We start from the raw sequence: 14,803 nt of genomic DNA on the forward strand, positions 1-14,803 counted from the left end.
GCATCACCAAGCGGATGAACTCTAGCGCCCACTGAGTTGGATTGCTTGCGCTTCTAAAGGCGGGTATCACCCTTCACCTCCTAACCCCTGTCATGACCTTATCACAGGTATGCGGGAGATTTGTCCCCCGGGGTACCCCGGGGGGTGTCCTTCAGGTAGGGGTCCGGGCGCTCAAGGAACTGGCCCGCTACACCCTGGCCGAGTTGCGGCGTCTGGGCCTGGACCTGAGGCCCTCGGTCTTGGACCGCCCGGGTCTGGCGGCCGCCTTGGTGCGGTACGTGCGGAAGTTCGCCCAACGCACGGGGATTGAGGCGGACCTTTCCTTTCATCTGCGCCGGCCTTTGCCCGAGGAGTCGGAAACCGCGGTGTACCGGGTGGTGCAGGAGGCCCTCACCAACGTGGCCCGCCGCTCGGGTAGCCCCCGGCGGTGGGCCACGAACGCGTGGACGCCGTTTTGGCGGTGGCCCGGGGGGAGCGGTACCTGAACCCGAGCCCCGCCGTGGAGATGGTGCACCGGGAAGGGCGGGAGGAAGCCTTACGTCTCCTCGCCCAAGGTCTTTTCCACAAAGAGGTGGCCAAGCGCTTGGCCATCTCGGAAAAGACCGTGGCCACCTACCGGGAACGGGGCATGGAGAAGCTCGGCCTGAAGACCCGGAGCGACCTCTTGCGCTACGCCGTACGCCGGGGTTGGCTTTCGGGCTAAAGGGGCTTGGCCGCCGCCATCCGGGCGTAAAAGGCGTGGGTGAGGGCGATGGCCAAAGCGTCCGCCAGGTGGCTTGGGCTTGGGGGCTCCTTGAGGCCCAAGATCCCCCGGACCATCAGGGCCACTTCCTCCTTGGCGGCGTGGCCGTGCCCGGCCAGGGCCTGCTTCACCTGCATGGGCCCGTAGGCGTAGACCGGCACCCCCGCTTCAAAGGCCGCCACCAACACCGCTCCCAAGGCCCAGCCCACCTTGTAGGCGAGCTCGTTTTGCCGGTAGAAGAACTGCTCCTCCACCGCCAGGGCCTCGGGTCGGAAGCGGAGGAGGGCTTCCTTGATCCGGGCGTGGATGCGGCCCACCCGCGCCTCCGCCTTTTCCTTGTGGGAGGTCTTCACCACCTCCCCGTGGAGGAGCCGGGCTTTTAGGGCCCCTTTTCCTTCCACCGCCACCACCCCGAGGCCCAAGTGGGTGATCCCGGGGTCCACGCCCGCCACCACCACCTCAGTTGCCCCGTTTGGGCGGGTAGTCCCCGTCCCCGTAGCGGATGAAGGCGGGGATATCAAAGTTGTAGGGGTCGGCGTGGGTGGGGAAGTCCACGGGGCGGATGGGCTTGGGCACCACGGTGCTCTCGCCGAAGCCGGCGGCGATGAGGATGACCCGAAGCTCGTCCTGGGCGCGGTCGTCGTAGGTGACGCCGTAGAGGATGTCCACGTCCTCGTTACCCGTGGCCTCCCGCACCCGCTCCACCACCTCCGCCGCCTCCATGAGGGAGAGGTCCTCCGAGCCCACCACGTTGAGGAGAAGCCTCTTCGCCCCCTCAATGGAGCGCTCCAGGAGAGGGCTCATGGTGGCGGTCTTGGCCGCCTCCTCCACCCGGTTTTCCCCGCGGCCCGCCCCGATGCCCATGAGGACCTGGCCCGCCCCTTCCAAGAGGGCCTTCACGTCGGCGAAGTCCACGTTGATGAGGCCGGGGAGGTTGATGACGTCGGTGATGCCCTTCACGCCGTGGTAGAGGACGCGGTCGGCGATGAGGAAGGCGTCTTTAAGGGTCATCTTCTTGTCCACGGCGGAGAGGAGGCGGTCGTTTTGCACCACCACCATGGCGTCCACCCGCTCCTTGAGGCGCTTGATGCCCTCCTCCGCCGCCTTGAGCCTTTTGGGGCCTTCAAAGCTAAAGGGGCGGGTCACCACGGCCACGGTGAGGGCCCCCAGGCGCTTGGCGATCTCCGCCACGATGGGGGCGCTGCCCGTACCGGTACCGCCCCCCATGCCGGCGGTGATGAAGACCAGGTCCGCCCCTTCCAAGGCCTCGGCGATGAGGTCCTCCGCCTCCTGGGCCGCCTTTTCCCCGATTTCCGGATTGGCCCCCGCCCCCAGGCCCCGGGTGAGCTTCTCCCCCAGCTGGATGCGCACGTCCGCCAGGCTCTTGGCCAGGACCTGGGCGTCGGTGTTGGCGGCGATGAACTCCACCCCTTGAAGCCCCGCCTCAATCATGCGGTTAACGGCGTTGTTCCCCGCCCCCCCGAGCCCGATGACCTTGATGACCGCTCCTTCCATCTCTGCCCCCTCTCCTTGAATCATGCCTAAAATAAGTTGTTCAGAATTTCCTTGATGCGGGCCCAAAGCCCCTCGGCCTTGGCGCCTTCCTCTTTCTTTTCCCGTTTTTGCAGGCGCTTGGGCTCCGTCGCCCGGGCGGGCAAGGTGGCCCCGTGGCGCACCAGGCCCACGGCGGTGGCGTGGGCGGGGGTGGCCACCACGTCGGTGAGCCCGGATACCCCCTGGGGCTTGCCCAGGCGCACGGGAAGCCCGTACTGCTGCCTTGCCAAGAGGTCAAAGCCCCTGAGGAGGGCCGTGCCCCCGGTGAGGACTACCCGGTTCACCCGGATTTCCAAGGGCCCCAGGGTTTCGTCCACGGACTGGCGGGCCAAGTGGAGGATTTCCCGAAGCCTGGGCCGGATGATTCGGGCGAGCTCCGGGGCGGGCACCTCGCCCAGGGAGCCCCCTTCTTGGTTGATCTCCAAGACGAGCTCGGGGTCGGCCAACTCGGGAAGCGCCGCCCCGTACTTGCGCTTCACCCTTTCCGCCTCCTCAAAGGGGATCTTGAGGAGCTGGGCGATGTCCTGGCTCACGTGGTCCCCCCCAAGGGGCAAAACGGCGGAGTGGGCGAGCCTGCCCTCCCGGAAGACGGCCACGTCCGTGGTGCCCCCGCCCACGTCCAGGAGGAGGATGGTCATGTGCTCCTCCTCCGGGGAAAGGACGCCGAGGCCGCTGGCCAGGGGTTGGGCCACCAGGGCCTCCACCTCGAGGCCCGCCGCTTCCACCGCCCGGCGCAGGTTAGCCAAGGGACCCCGCCCGGCGGCGACGAGGTGAACGTCCACCTCAAGGCGCACCCCCGCCATGCCCACGGGGTCCCGGATCCCCTCCTGGCCGTCCACCTTGAATTCCAGGGGGAGGGCGTGAAGGAGTTCCTGCTCTGCGTCAAAGGGGTAGGCCTTGGCCTGCTCCACGGCCCGCTCCACGTCGGCCTCGGTGATGCTCTGCCCCCGGCGGATGGCGGCCAGGCCGTGGCTGGTGACGCTCTTCAGGTGCGGCCCGCCCACGGAGAGGATCACCCGCTCCACCTTGACCCCCGCCACCCGTTCCGCCTGGTGGACGCTCTGGCGGATGGCCTCCGTGGTGCGCTCCAGGTTCACCACCACGCCCCGCCGCAGGCCCTGGGAGGGGACGGTACCTTCCCCGATGATGTCCAAGACGCCATCGGGGGCCAGCTCCCCGATGACGGTGGTGACCTTGCTGGTGCCGACGTCCAATCCCGCGATAATCATGGGCGTAAACTCACCCCCCAAGAATACAGGTACACGTGGCCCTTAGGCCAGGTCGCTTGGGCATACTCTAGCAGAAGTTCGGCGCTTGGGGCAAAAAGGACGGTGCCGGGAAGCTCCACGTAGAAACCCGCCGGGGTGTAACGGAGCCGTTTGGCGCCCTTGTAGGCCTTGGCCAGGGCCAAAAGCGCCTCCTTGGGAAGGGGCCCCTTCCCCTCCACCCTAGGCCCCCGGGCGTGGGGGGCCCCGCCGGGAAGGAGGGTGCCGTCTTTTGCCAAAGCGGCGCCGTCCGCCAGGGGTAAGAAGGGCTCCCGCTCCCGCACCAAGAGGCGCACCACCCCGGGCTTGGGCTTTTCCAAGCGCGCCTCCGCCACCCAGGGGTCCTGGAGGAGGGGGGAAAGCCGCCTGGGAAGGATCCAAAGCCAGGGGGCGCCGGGGTAAAGGCCGGCCTTGGCCAGGACCGCCTCCTCCTTCAGGTGGCGCAGACCCACCACCTCCACCTTTTCCACGGGGAAAAGGACCAGGCTTCCCACATAGAGGGTGGCTGCGAGGAGCACGAGGAGGAGCGCGCGCACTAGGTTCATCTTACCCCCTTGGCTTTACCCCGGGCCTAACCTTCAAGGCCACACCTCCCATTCCAGCTCCAAGGGAAGTTCTTCCCGGATACGCTCAAGAAGCGCCAGCACGTCCTTGGCGGTGGCCCGCCCCAGGTTGACGATGAAGTTTCCGTGCTCTAGGGAGACCATGGCGTCCCCCACCCTGAGGCCCTTCAGGCCCCGCTCGTCAATGAGCCGGCCCGCCGACTGGCCCGGGGGGTTTTTGAAGGCGCAGCCGGCGCTTTTCCGCTTGGGTTGCCCCTTGCGGGCGGCGTCCACCTCGGCCATGCGCTTTAGGATCTCCTCCAGGGGGCGCTCCTTGAGCCTGAGGCGCACCCGGGTCACGATCCCGCCCGGCGGCAGGCGGCTTTGCCGGTAGCCGAAGCCCAGCTCCTCGGGCCGGTAGAGGTGGAAGGCCCCGTCGTGGAAGATTTCCACCGCCTCGAGGGCATCCGCCATCTCGCCGAAGCGGGTGCCGGCGTTCATCTTCACCGCCCCCCCACTTGGGCGGGGATGCCGAGGAGCCCTTCCAGGCCGGAAAGCCCGGCCCGGGCCGCCTCTTGCACCAAAAGGGGAAGGAGCGCCCCCGCCCCCACCCAGCCCCTTAGGTCGTAGGTCTGGAACTCCCCCGCCAGGCGGATGACCCGCTCCGGCACCCCCTCGTCCAGCACCAGGAGGTTGGAGCCGTTCCCCAGGACCCGGTAGGGGGCCTCGGTGGCCCGCTTGAGCTCTTCCCGGGTTTCCACCGTCCAAAGCTCCGCCGGGCCGCCCACCCCCAAGGTGGTGTAGTCCTTGAGAAGCACCCGCTCAACCTTCACGGACGAGCCTCCGGGCTAGTTCCGTCACGTCCCCCGCGCCCAAGGCGAGCCAGAGGTCCCCTGGGCCCGCCGTGGCCTTGGCGTAGGCCAGGGCCTCCTCCGGAGGGAGGAAGCGGGCCTCTTGGCCGAGGGCGGCGAGCCTCTCGGCGATCCTTCGCGCGAGGGCCTCCGGGGAAACCTCCCCCTTCTCCCCGGCGGTGTAGACGGGAAGGACCACCACCTCTTCCGCCTCCTGGAGCGCCTCGGCGAAGGCTTCCCAAAGCTCCAGGGTGCGGAGGAGGCGGTGGGGTTGGAAGAGGACCCGGACCCGGCGGCCGAGGAGCCTGGCCGCCTGCAAGGTGGCCCGCACCTCCGTGGGGTGGTGGGCGTAATCGTCCACCACCAGCGCCCCCCGCACCTCCCCCAGGCGCTCAAAGCGCCGCCCCACCCCGGGGAAGCGGGCAAGCCCCCGGAGGATGGCCCCTTCCTCCACCCCAAAGGCCAAGGCGGCCAAGGCGGCGGCGAGGGCGTTCCGTACGTTGTGGGCCCCGGGGACCTGGAGCCTTGCCTCCCCCAGGTCCTTGCCCCCGTAAACCAGGCGGAAGCGGCTTCCCGTGGGGTTTAGGGCGAGCCCTTCCGCCCAAAGCTCCCCTCCCTCCCCGAAGCGCAGGGGCTTGAGCCCCTGGGCCGCCTGGGCCAAGAGGGGGTCGTGAGCGGGGAGGACGGCCACCTCCGCCCCCTTTAGGAAGCCCGCCATGGCGGCCAGGAGGGCCTCGAGGCTTTCGTGGTAGTTGGGGGCCTTCCTGCCCTCGGGGGCCACGTGCTCCCTCTCCAGGTTGGTGGCCACCGCCACCCGTACCCGCACCCCTTGGAAGAGGGGGTCCGACTCGTCCACCTCCGCCAGCCGGGGACCCAGGCCGAAGCGGGCGTTCCCGGGCAGGAGGGAAAGCTCCCCCCCGAGGAGGACCCAGGGATCCAACCCCGCCTCCAGGAGGATGCTCGCCAGCATGCCCGTGGTGGTGGTCTTCCCGTGGGTGCCCGTGACGCCCAGGGAGGGCTTTTGCGCAAGGAGGTGGGCCAAAAGCTCCATGCGCCGCACCACCCGCATGCCCCGCCTCCTGGCTTCCAGGACCTCAGGGTGGTCCAAGGGGATGGGGGTGGGGACGATCAGGGTGTCCTCCCCGCCCAGGTGGGCAGGGTCATGGCCTGGGTAGACGGGAACCCCCAGGGCCTGGGCGCGCTTTCCCGGGGCCAGGTCGCACCCCGTCACCGCCACCCCCTCCCCCAGGAGGAGGCGGGCCAAGGCGCTCATGCCCACCCCTTCTATGCCCATGACGTGCGCCCGTTTCATAGGAACTCCTCCAGCCAGTCCGCTAGGCGAGCAGCCGCCCCTTCCGGGGAGAGGCGGGCCATGCCTTCTTGGTATGCCTCCCGCCGGGTGAGGATGGCCTGGACTTGTTGGGGTAGCCGGGCGTAATCCCCGAGCTCCGCCCCCCCCGCCTTGTGGTAGGCCTTTGCGTTGGCGGCTTGCGCTCCCCCGTCAAGCTTGGGGGAGAGGGGAAAGAGGAGGGCGGGCAGGCGGTGGAAGGCGGCCTCCGCCAAGGTGCCCGCCCCGGCCCGGGAAAGGAGCAAATCGGCGGCGCTCATGGCCAAGGGGGCGTCCACGAAGCCGGCGATGCGGTAGTCCTCGGCCTCGAGGAAGCGGTAGCGCTCCACCCACCTTTCCCCCACCTGGTGGAGCACGGGGAGGCCCAGGGGTTTGAGGAGGGGGGGAAGCTTCTCGTTGAGCTCCAGGCTCCCTTGGCTTCCCCCCCAGGACCAGGAGGAGGGGTTTGGCGGGGTCAAAGCCCAGGCGGGCCTTGGCCTCCGCCTGGGGATAGCGCACCTCCCGCACGGGGTAGCCCAGGACCCGGGCCCTGCGCCCAAGCCAAGGGGGAAGGCTCACGGGCACGCTTAGGGCGAGGCCCTTGGCCCAAGGGGAGAGGGCCTTGATGGCCAGGCCCAGCTTGGCGTTTTGCTCGTGGAGAAGGAGGGGGATGCCCTTAAGCCCTGCCAGAAAAGCCCCGGGGAAGCCCGCATAGCCCCCGGTGGAGAGCACCGCTTGGGGCGGGTGCTCCCTAAGGACCCGCCAGGCGGCCCGAAGCCCCTTGGCGAGCTTTAGGGCTTCCCCCGGCCGGAGGGCGCTCCGGTCCAGTTTGCCGGCGGGGATGAGGGTGTGGGGGATGGAGCTTTGCGGGAGGAGGCGGGCCTCGAGGCCCCCATCGCTCCCCAGGTAGAAAACGGGGTGGCCCCGCCGCCTGAGCTCCTCCGCCACCGCCAAGGCGGGGAAGAGGTGCCCCCCCGTGCCGCCCCCTGTTAGGAGGACCACGCTTTCACCCCCTTCCCCTTGGGCTCCCTGGCCAGGCGCAGGAGCACCCCAAGGGCGAAGCCGGAAACCAAGAGGGAGCTTCCCCCATAGGACACGAAGGGCAAGGGGACTCCCGTCACGGGCAGGAAGCCCACGGTAACCCCGATGTTGAGGGCGGCCTGCAGGGTTAGGTACAGGGTGAGGCCCAAGGCGAGAAGGCTCAGGGGCCCCTGGAGGCGGAGGGCCAAGGCCAGGCCCCGCAGGAAGAGGAGAAGGTAGAGGAAAAGGACCACCAGCCCCCCGAACCAGCCCGTGGCGAAAACCACGCTGGCGAAGACCATATCGTTATGGGCCTCCGGGAGGTGGGGGAGGTTGCCCCCGGGGCCTTGTCCCAAAAGACCCCCCAGGAGAATGGCCTTTTGCGCCTGCAGGACCTGGTAGGCGGTGTGGGCGGGGCTGGCTTCCCCTTGGAGGTAATCCAGGAAGCCTGTGAAGCGCTCGGAAACGTAACGGAAGCGGGCCAGGTAGTAGCCGGAGAAGGGGAAGACCGCCAATAACCCCGCCAGGCCCACCATGAAGAGCCTGCGCCAAGGTACCCCGGCCAGGATGAAGAGGAGGGTGGCCAAGGTCACCAGGAAGAGGGCGGTGGCGAAGTCGGGTTCGATCAGGACTAGACCAGCGGTGACCCCAGAGAGGAAAGCGGCCCCCAGGATGGGGGTATCGTTCCCCTTTCGCCCCACGAAGGAGGCGAGGTAAAAGACCAAGGCCACCTTGGCCAGCTCCGAGGGCTGGAAGGCCACAGGGCCCAGGTAAAACCACCGCCTTACCCCCCCGGGCCCATCCCCCAGGAACAGGACCAAGAGCAGGAGGCCCAGGGTGAGGAAGAGAAGCCAGAGGGCGTGGCGGAGGAGGCGGGCCGGGGGCAGCAGGAAGCCAAGGAGCATGGCGGCGAACGCGAGCCCCACCCGCAAGAGATGGCCCTGGAGGAGGCCTGGTTCCGCCACCCCCACCCCCAAAAGGCCGAAGGCCATGAGGAGGAGGCCCGCTAGGAGGAGGACGGGGTCCACGGCTCACCTCCTAGGGCAAAGACCGCCTCCCGGAAGGCTTGGGCCCGGTCTTTGTAATCCTTGAACTGGTCAAAGCTGGCGGCCAGGGGGGCGAGGAGGACGGAGCCCTCCGCAAGCCGGGCCAGGGCTTCGGCCACCGCCTGCCGCATGGCCTGGTGCCCGTCTTTTTCCCGGATCACCACCACCTCCACGCCCCCGCCCAAGGCCTCCGCCATGCGGGGCCCGTCCTGGCCCACAGCCAGGACCACCCGTACCCGGGAGAGGAGGGGCCTTAAAGGGGCGAGGTCGGCCCCCTTGTCCTCCCCGCCCAGGATCCAGGCGATGGGGGCGGGGGCGGCCCTTAGGGCGGCGGCCACCGCAGGGGTGCGGGTGGCGATGGAGTCGTCAATGAAGACCACTTTCCCCTTCCTGGCGAAGGTTTGGAAGCGGTGCGGGGGACGGGGTAAGGTCCTCAGGCTTTCCTCCAAGGCCCCTTCGTCCAAAGGGCGGCCCAAGAGGTCCAGGTAGGCCCGGGTGGCGGCCAAGGCGGCCCGCAGGTTGCTTTCCCGGGGGTCTTCCGCCGGCTGGAAGGGGTAGAGGCGGGCCGGGCTCCCTTCCGCCGCTTGGCGCACCTTGGCGTCTTGGGCGTTGTAGACCAGGGCGTCTTCGGCGGTGAGGTTCTTGAGAAGGTTGAGCTTGGCGGCGTGGTAGGCCTCGAGGCTTCCGTGCCGGTCCAGGTGGTCCACCCCCAGGTTAAGCAGCACGGCCACCCGGGGCCGGAAGGTGGAAACCCGCTCCAACTGAAAGCTAGAAAGCTCCGCCACCGCCACCTCCGCCTCGTCCACCACGCTCACCAGGGGGGGGTCCACATTGCCCCCTTCCAGGGCCTTTAGCCCTTGGCCCCTTAAGAGGTGGGCGGTGAAGAGGGTGGTGGAGGTCTTCCCCGCGGTGCCGGTGATGCCGAGGATGGGAGTTGGGGAGAGGCGGTAGGCGAGCTCGGCTTCCCCCACCACCTCCGCCCCCCCTTCCCTCAGGCGCTGGAGGTTAGGGTGGTCCAGGGGCACCCCGGGAGCGGCCACCACTTGGGCGTAGCGGCCCTCCAGGGCGAAGTCGGGGGTGAAGCCCAAGGCCAAGGCTTCCCGCACCTCCTCTTCCCGGGGCCTGTCGTCGTGGAAGCGGGCGGCGATCCCCCGGCGCTTCAGGAAGCGCAAGACCCCAAGGCCGCTTCGTCCGAGGCCGTAGACCAGGATCACGCTCCACCTCCCAGGCCAAAGGCGAGGGCGGTGGCCAGGGCGGTGAGGACGGCGAAGCGGAAGACCACCTTGGCCTCCTCCCAACCCAAAAGTTCAAAGTGGTGGTGCAAGGGGCTCATGCGGAAAAGCCTTTTTCCCGTGCGGCGGAAGTAGAGGACCTGGGCCACCACGGAAAGCACCTCCAACACGGGGACGATGGCGGCCAAGGGCAAGAGCCATAGCTTCCCCGTGAGGACGAAAAGCCCCGCCACCATGGCCCCCAGGGCCTGGCTCCCCGTGTCCCCCATGAAGACCTTGGCCTTGGGGGCGTTGTGCCAGAGGAAGCCGAGGAGGCTTCCCAGAAGGGTTTGGGCGAAGGGGTAGGGGTAGAAGGGAAGGAGAAGGATGGCGGCGACGCTCGCCAGGAGTCCGTCCAAGCCATCGGTGAAGTTGAAGGCGTTGGCCGCACCCACCACAGCCAGGAAGACGAGAAGGACGTCCAGGATGGGCCAAGGGGTGTAGGCCACCTGCCGTGCGGCGTAAAGGGCGAAGACCAAGGCCATGAGGCCCTGGAGGGCGAGCTTTTCCCGCGCCTTAAGGGGCCGGGAGAAGCTTCCCCCCAGGTCGTCCAAAAGCCCCAGGAGGGCGAAGCCGAGGCCGAGGAGCCAAAGGGGAAGGAACGGGTCCTTGCCCCCCAGGTAGTAGGCCAAGAAGGCGGCGAGGAGGAAAGCTACCCCGCCCATGCTGGGGGTCCCTTCCTTGGCTAGGTGGGCCCGAGGGCCATCCTGGCGCACGCGTTTGCCCAGACCCATCGCCTTCATGAAGGTGATCCAGACGCCGGTGAAAAGCCAAGAGAGCAGGAGGGCTAGGGCCATACCACCTCCCGGCAGGAAAGAACGCGTTCCCCAGGCACCAGATAGACCCATTCCCCAAAAGCCGCGGCGTCCTCGGCCTCGGCCAAGGGCTTCACCCCTTCCTTGCGCACCAGGTAGACCCTTTCCCCCATAAGGGCCACCACCCCGCAGTCCCCCGCCTGGGCTTTAAGGACGGGGGCGGGGAGGGGAAGGGTGCGGCCCTCGGGGTAAAAGAAGGCCTCCTCCCCCAGGGCCACCGCGCCCTCCCAGGCCACCACCTGGGTGTACCTTCCCCTTTGGAGGAGGGTTGTTTCCCGGTAGACCCCTTCTTGGCCCACCCAGTAAAGCCCCTCGTCGCTCAGGAAGGCGTCCTTGGCGGGGTAGGGAAGAAGCCCCCCCGGGGTCCACACCGCCTCCCCCAGCCCCACGGCGAGCCTGGGGCTTGCCCGCAGGAAGCGGGGAACGCCGGGGAGGGGAAGGCTTTCCAGGCTTCCTTCCCGCAGGACCAAGAGCTGGTAGGGATAGGCGGCGTAAAGGGCCTCCCGGTCGGCGTCCAGGAAGAGGGGGGGGCTAGGGAGGATGGCCTGGAAGCGGCCTTCCACCAAGCCCCCACGGGCGAAGCCCCCGGGATAGGGAAGGGCGGGGGGGGTGGCCCTTAGGGGGGCGCAGGCCACCAGGAGGATAAGGAGAGGGCCTAAGCGTCCCATAGGTCCAGGATCCTTTCCAGACCCACGGCCCTCGAGGCCTTGAGGTAGACCAGGTCCCCCGGCAACACCCGGGCCTTGAGCCAAGCCAGCGCCTCTTCCAGGCCCTCCACCGCTTCGCCCCCCAAAGCGGCCTGGGCCTGAGCAAAGGCGCCCAGGTAAAGGGGCTTCAGGCCAAGCCTGGCCGCCTCCTCCGCCACCTCTAGGTGGAGGCGCTCCGCCAGGCTCCCAAGCTCCCGCATCTCCCCCAGGACCACCCACTTCCGCCCGGGCTGGGCCGCGAGCCAGGCGAGGCCCGCCTTCACGGAAAGGGGGTTGGCGTTGTAGGCGTCGTTGAGGAAGACCACCCCTCCCAGGACCCGCCGCTCCATACGCCCCGGGGGCAGGCGGAGGCCGGCAAGCCTTTCCGCCACCTCCCCCAGGTCCTTCCCCAAAAGCTCCGCCGCCGCCAAGGCGGCCAGGGCGCCCAGGGCGGGCCCAAGCCCGGGGTAGGGCACCTGGACCCTCCTTCCCCGGTATCGGAAACGGCTTTCCGTGGGGAAGAGCTCCAGGTCCTCGCCGGCGAAAGTGGCCTCCCCAAAGCCGTAGGTGGGCTCCCCTCGGTAGCGGCCGAAGGCCTGGAGCACCTCCTTGGCTTGGAGGCTCACCAGGGCCTGGGGGGCCCGAAGGAGCCCCGCCTCCTCCCGCACCACCCCTTCCAGGCCGCCGAAGGCCAGCAGGTGCTCCTCCCCCAAGGCGGTGAGGACGGAAAGGGCGGGCTTGGAAAGCCCCATGAGCTCCGCCATCTCCCCCACCCGGTCTATCCCGAGCTCCACCACCGCCCCTCCCTCCCCTGGGCTTAGGTGGAGGAAAAAACGCGCCAGGGGTGGGGCGGTGTTTTGGTTGCCCGAGGGTGCGGGAAACCCCAGGCCTTGGGCCAGGGCCTCCTTGGTGGTGGTCTTGCCCGAGCTACCCCCCACCGCCACCACCACCCCGGGGAAGAGCTCCCTGAGGGCGCTTCCCAGGCGGAGAAGCGCCCCGTAGGGGTCCTTCACCTCCACCGTGGCCTCGCCAGGGACGTCCGCCAGGACGAGGCTTGCCCCCTGGGCCCGGGCCTCGGGGATGAAGGAACGCCCGTGGGCCCTGGCCCCAGGGAGAGCGACGAAAAGGCTTCCCGGCGCCACCTCCCGGCTGTTCCAGTGGAGGTCCCGCACCGGCCCTCCCCCGGGGTGGAGCCGCCCCCCGGTGGCCTCCGCCACCCACTCAGGCGTTAGTTCCCTAACATGCGCAAGATACACAAGTACCTCACCGCTCCTCAGCATAGGGGGGAAGGCCCCGGTAGGCCAAGAGACGGGCGGCGATCTCCCGGAAGATGGGGGCGGCCACCTGGCTGCCGTGCACCTCCCCCTTGGGGTGGTGGACCGCCACCACCACGGTGTAAAGGGGCTTATCCCCAGGAACGAAGCCGGCGAACCAGGCGGTGAAGACCTCCTGGGAGTAGCGCCCGTTCACCACCACCTGGGCGGTGCCCGTCTTGCCGGCCAGGCGGTAGCCCGGAAGGTGGGCCCGGGGGGCGAGGCCCTCCACCAGGGCTTGCCGCACCGCCTCCGCCGTGGCTTCGGAAAACACCCGCTCCCCCTGGCGAAGGCTTCCCGCAAAGAGGATGGGGGGCCGGTAGACGCCATCCACCAGGGCGTTGAAGGCCGCCGCCAGGTGCAAGGGGGTAATGAGGAAGCCTTGGCCGAAGGTGTGGTTGGCGTAGGCGGCCCGGCTCCAGGCCTCGGGTGGCTTCACCACGGGGGACGCCACCCGGACGCCGGGTAGTAGCTCGGCATCGGTGAGGTGGAGCTTTTTCAGGTATTGGTGGAAGACCTCCTTGGGCAGGGCCTCCGCCAGCCGGCTAATGCCCACGTTGGAGGAGTACTTGAGCACCTCCGCCAGGGTGAGGACGGGGGGTGGGGGACCACGTCGCGGATGGTCCAGCCGTCCACCACCCGGTACATGGGGGCCTCCACCCGGGTGTTGAGGCGGGCTTGGCCCTCTTCCAGCAGGATGGCGGCGGTGAGGGCCTTCATGGTGGAGCCGGGTTCCAGGGCCACCAAGAAGGCGTGGTTGCGCCAGGAAAGGTCCTTTTCCGGGTCCTTTCGCGGGGCTAAGGGGTCAAAGGCGGGCCCGTTGGCCACGGCGAGGATCCGCCCATCCCGGTCCAGGACGAGGGCGGTGGCGAAGCTTCCCTGGCTTTTCGCTAGGCCTTGCCAGAGGGCCTTCTCCGCCATGGCCTGGATCCAGGGGTCCAGGGTGAGGGTGAAGGAGCGCCCCTGGGCCAGGGCGGCGTTCAGGTCGCGTTCCAGACCCTCGAGGCCCCTGCCCGTGCTCCTTTCCCCGAAGCCCAGGAGTTGGCTTGCGCTTTCCCCCAAGGGATAGTGGCGGCCCGCCTGCAGGGTGAGGGTCAAGGGGGTGCCGTCTTGGGCGTAGAGGGCGCCTCGGGGTGGGGATGGAGGGGGCGGGGGCGGGTTGAGGCGGGGCGGGCGGGTGACGAGGGCATAGACGCCCAGGGCGAAGAGGAGGAACCAGAGGACAAGCCCGGCGAAGACCAAGGGTACCCGGCTCACCGCGGTCATGGCGCCCACCTCCCCTTACTCATGGGAATGAAGCCCTCCTTCTCCGCCCACTCCAAAACCCGCAAGGGGCGGCTTGCCCGCCACGTTTCCCGAAGGAGGGCTTCTTCTTCCGCCTTCAGTTCAGCGAGCCGCGCCTCCATCCGGGCGAGGGCCGCCTTTTCCACTTGGTTTCGGTGGCCCAAAGCGAAGAGGAGGAGCAGGCTCAAAAGGTAAAGGAGGCCAAACCGCACCGCCGCCCTCACGCCGCCTCCTTTTCCGCTGCCCGTAGCTTGGCGCTCCTCGCCCGGGGGTTTTGGGCCACCTCCTCGGGGCTTGGGGTGAGGGGTTTTTTGGTGAGCACCTTGAGGCCGCTTTCCTTGAGGAAGCGCTTGACCAGGCGGTCCTCCAGGGAGTGGAAGGTGATGACCACCAGCCTGCCCCCAGGCTTTAGCGCCTCCTCGGCCTGGCGGAGGAAGTCTTCCAGAGCCCCGAGCTCGTCGTTCACGTACATCCGCAGGGCTTGGAAGGTCTTGCGGGCGGGGTGCCCCGCCTTGCGGAAGCCCACCGCCGCTTGCACCACCTGGGCGAGTTGGGTGGTGGTGCGGATCCTGGCCTTCTTCCTGGCCTCCACGATGGCCTTGGCGATGCGGTACGCCTGCCTTTCCTCCCCCAGGTCGCGCAGGATGCGGTAAAGCTCCTCCAGGGGAAGGGTATTCACCACCTCCTCGGCGGTGGGGCCGGTGAGGCCCATGCGCATGTCCAAGGGGCCTTCCTTGTGGTAGCTGAAGCCCCGTCTGGGGTCTTCCAGGTGAAAGCTAGAAACCCCCAGGTCCGCCAGGATCCCCGCCACCTCCTTCACCCCGGCTTCGGCCAGAACCTCTTGGAGGTGGCGGAAGTTCTTCCGGAACACCCTTAATCCAGGTAGGCCCAAGGCTTCCGCCCGGGCGACGGCCTCGGGGTCCTGGTCCAGGCCGAGAACGAGCCCCCCCCGCGCCAAAATGCCCCGGGTGTGACCGGCCCCGCCCAAGGTGGCGTCCACATAGACCTCGCCCGGCTTCACCGCCAGGAGGTCCAAGGCCTCTTGGTACATCACGGGAATGTGCTCGGTAATGCCTTCCATAAATCC

The 14,803-nt window shown here is 68.6% G+C and carries 14 protein-coding genes and 3 pseudogenes; 2 read left to right on the forward strand and 15 right to left on the reverse strand.

Annotation, left to right across the window (positions count from 1 at the left end):
* Positions 1-92: 92 nt before the first annotated feature.
* Complete coding sequence (locus QT17_RS04265; protein ID WP_039456804.1) at positions 93-485, forward strand: sensor histidine kinase; 393 nt, start codon at positions 93-95, stop codon at positions 483-485.
* Positions 428-703: a response regulator transcription factor gene (locus QT17_RS04270; protein ID WP_235283733.1), complete on the forward strand. Its 276-nt coding sequence runs from the start codon at positions 428-430 to the stop codon at positions 701-703. The genes QT17_RS04265 and QT17_RS04270 overlap by 58 nt, the downstream gene beginning before the upstream one ends.
* Here QT17_RS04270 and QT17_RS04275 read toward each other — a convergent pair.
* The 15 genes and pseudogenes from QT17_RS04275 to rsmH form a co-directional block, all read right to left on the reverse strand.
* Positions 700-1,200: a crossover junction endodeoxyribonuclease RuvC gene (locus QT17_RS04275; protein WP_039456807.1), complete on the reverse strand. Its 501-nt coding sequence runs from the start codon at positions 1,198-1,200 to the stop codon at positions 700-702. The two genes, QT17_RS04270 and QT17_RS04275, sit on opposite strands and share 4 nt — an antisense overlap.
* Position 1,201: 1 nt before the next feature.
* Entirely contained in the window at positions 1,202-2,257 is a 1,056-nt protein-coding gene (ftsZ, locus tag QT17_RS04280; RefSeq protein ID WP_039456809.1) for a cell division protein FtsZ, read from the reverse strand.
* A 26-nt stretch (positions 2,258-2,283) separates the two neighbouring features.
* Complete coding sequence (ftsA, locus tag QT17_RS04285; protein WP_039456812.1) at positions 2,284-3,525, reverse strand: cell division protein FtsA; 1,242 nt, start codon at positions 3,523-3,525, stop codon at positions 2,284-2,286.
* The gene (locus QT17_RS04290) at positions 3,522-4,106 is read right to left on the reverse strand and encodes an FtsQ-type POTRA domain-containing protein (protein WP_039456816.1); all 585 of its coding nucleotides are present in this window, start codon (positions 4,104-4,106) and stop codon (positions 3,522-3,524) included. Before QT17_RS04290 ends, ftsA begins: the two co-directional genes overlap by 4 nt.
* Positions 4,107-4,139: 33 nt before the next feature.
* Positions 4,140-4,936 (reverse strand): annotated as a pseudogene (locus QT17_RS04295) (UDP-N-acetylmuramate dehydrogenase).
* A complete protein-coding gene (murC, locus tag QT17_RS04300; RefSeq protein ID WP_039456818.1) occupies positions 4,926-6,266 on the reverse strand; it encodes a UDP-N-acetylmuramate--L-alanine ligase in 1,341 nt (446 codons plus the stop codon). The pseudogene QT17_RS04295 and the gene murC overlap by 11 nt, the downstream one beginning before the upstream one ends.
* Positions 6,263-7,283, reverse strand: a pseudogene (locus QT17_RS04305) (glycosyltransferase). Before QT17_RS04305 ends, murC begins: the two are co-directional and overlap by 4 nt.
* Complete coding sequence (locus QT17_RS04310; protein ID WP_039456819.1) at positions 7,271-8,329, reverse strand: FtsW/RodA/SpoVE family cell cycle protein; 1,059 nt, start codon at positions 8,327-8,329, stop codon at positions 7,271-7,273. Before QT17_RS04310 ends, QT17_RS04305 begins: the two are co-directional and overlap by 13 nt.
* A complete protein-coding gene (gene murD / locus QT17_RS04315) occupies positions 8,308-9,561 on the reverse strand; it encodes a UDP-N-acetylmuramoyl-L-alanine--D-glutamate ligase (protein WP_039456823.1) in 1,254 nt (417 codons plus the stop codon). The genes QT17_RS04310 and murD overlap by 22 nt, the downstream gene beginning before the upstream one ends.
* Positions 9,558-10,415 (reverse strand): phospho-N-acetylmuramoyl-pentapeptide-transferase, encoded by an 858-nt coding sequence (locus QT17_RS04320; protein ID WP_039456826.1) that lies wholly within the window; start codon positions 10,413-10,415, stop codon positions 9,558-9,560. Before QT17_RS04320 ends, murD begins: the two co-directional genes overlap by 4 nt.
* The gene (locus QT17_RS13960; RefSeq protein ID WP_039456829.1) at positions 10,406-11,101 is read right to left on the reverse strand and encodes a hypothetical protein; all 696 of its coding nucleotides are present in this window, start codon (positions 11,099-11,101) and stop codon (positions 10,406-10,408) included. Before QT17_RS13960 ends, QT17_RS04320 begins: the two co-directional genes overlap by 10 nt.
* Positions 11,089-12,399 carry a UDP-N-acetylmuramoyl-tripeptide--D-alanyl-D-alanine ligase gene (murF, locus tag QT17_RS04330; RefSeq protein WP_039456831.1) on the reverse strand — a complete coding sequence of 437 codons (1,311 nt, stop codon included), beginning with the start codon at positions 12,397-12,399 and terminating at the stop codon, positions 11,089-11,091. Before murF ends, QT17_RS13960 begins: the two co-directional genes overlap by 13 nt.
* Positions 12,383-13,698 (reverse strand): annotated as a pseudogene (locus QT17_RS04335) (peptidoglycan D,D-transpeptidase FtsI family protein). The gene murF and the pseudogene QT17_RS04335 overlap by 17 nt, the downstream one beginning before the upstream one ends.
* Complete coding sequence (locus QT17_RS04340) at positions 13,695-13,940, reverse strand: hypothetical protein (RefSeq protein ID WP_039456834.1); 246 nt, start codon at positions 13,938-13,940, stop codon at positions 13,695-13,697. The pseudogene QT17_RS04335 and the gene QT17_RS04340 overlap by 4 nt, the downstream one beginning before the upstream one ends.
* Positions 13,937-14,797, reverse strand: a complete 861-nt coding sequence (gene rsmH, locus QT17_RS04345) for a 16S rRNA (cytosine(1402)-N(4))-methyltransferase RsmH (protein ID WP_039456836.1) — start codon at positions 14,795-14,797, stop codon at positions 13,937-13,939. The genes QT17_RS04340 and rsmH overlap by 4 nt, the downstream gene beginning before the upstream one ends.
* Positions 14,798-14,803: the final 6 nt, after the last annotated feature.

The sequence above is a fragment of the Thermus sp. 2.9 genome, assembly GCF_000794385.1.
GTDB classification, from domain to species: Bacteria; Deinococcota; Deinococci; order Deinococcales; family Thermaceae; genus Thermus; species Thermus thalpophilus.

Excerpts from the sequence above, each read along its gene's own strand:
- QT17_RS04265 (WP_039456804.1), top strand. The coding sequence starts at position 93 with ATGACCTTATCACAGGTATGCGGGAGATTTGTCCCCCGGGGTACCCCG.
- ftsZ (WP_039456809.1), bottom strand. The coding sequence starts at position 2,257 with ATGGAAGGAGCGGTCATCAAGGTCATCGGGCTCGGGGGGGCGGGGAAC.
- ftsA (WP_039456812.1), bottom strand. The coding sequence starts at position 3,525 with ATGATTATCGCGGGATTGGACGTCGGCACCAGCAAGGTCACCACCGTC.
- QT17_RS04290 (WP_039456816.1), bottom strand. The coding sequence starts at position 4,106 with ATGAACCTAGTGCGCGCGCTCCTCCTCGTGCTCCTCGCAGCCACCCTC.
- murC (WP_039456818.1), bottom strand. The coding sequence starts at position 6,266 with ATGAAACGGGCGCACGTCATGGGCATAGAAGGGGTGGGCATGAGCGCC.
- QT17_RS04320 (WP_039456826.1), bottom strand. The coding sequence starts at position 10,415 with ATGGCCCTAGCCCTCCTGCTCTCTTGGCTTTTCACCGGCGTCTGGATC.
- QT17_RS13960 (WP_039456829.1), bottom strand. The coding sequence starts at position 11,101 with ATGGGACGCTTAGGCCCTCTCCTTATCCTCCTGGTGGCCTGCGCCCCC.
- murF (WP_039456831.1), bottom strand. The coding sequence starts at position 12,399 with ATGCTGAGGAGCGGTGAGGTACTTGTGTATCTTGCGCATGTTAGGGAA.
- rsmH (WP_039456836.1), bottom strand. The coding sequence starts at position 14,797 with ATGGAAGGCATTACCGAGCACATTCCCGTGATGTACCAAGAGGCCTTG.